This is a genomic window from Hydrogenophaga sp., from assembly GCF_011772445.1.
Taxonomy (GTDB): Bacteria; Pseudomonadota; Gammaproteobacteria; order Burkholderiales; family Burkholderiaceae_C; genus Hydrogenophaga.
On sequence record NZ_WVZN01000051.1, the window covers coordinates 1148 to 1372 of the forward strand.

Sequence of the window (225 nt, forward strand, 5' to 3'; positions counted from 1 at the left end):
CCCACCGTCCGTTGCCGGGGTGCTGGGGGAGGAGCTGGCCAAGGTCGAGCGGGGGCTGGAGGAACTGGCATTTCTATCATTGGTGCGGCCCGGTGAACTGGAAGGCCGGTACGAACTGCACCCCTTACTGGCCGACTACAGCCGCGCGCTGGCGCGGGAGGCGGGTGAGTGGGAGATGCTGCGGAGCGCACACCTGGCCCACTATGTGGCCTACGTCCAGCGGTA

Annotated in this window: 1 protein-coding gene; it reads left to right on the top strand. The window is 67.6% G+C overall.

Annotated features, from left to right (window positions below; all coding sequences use genetic code 11):
• Positions 1-225: hypothetical protein (locus GTO19_RS22350; RefSeq protein ID WP_291025189.1), on the top strand; the 225-nt coding region annotated here is incomplete at both ends.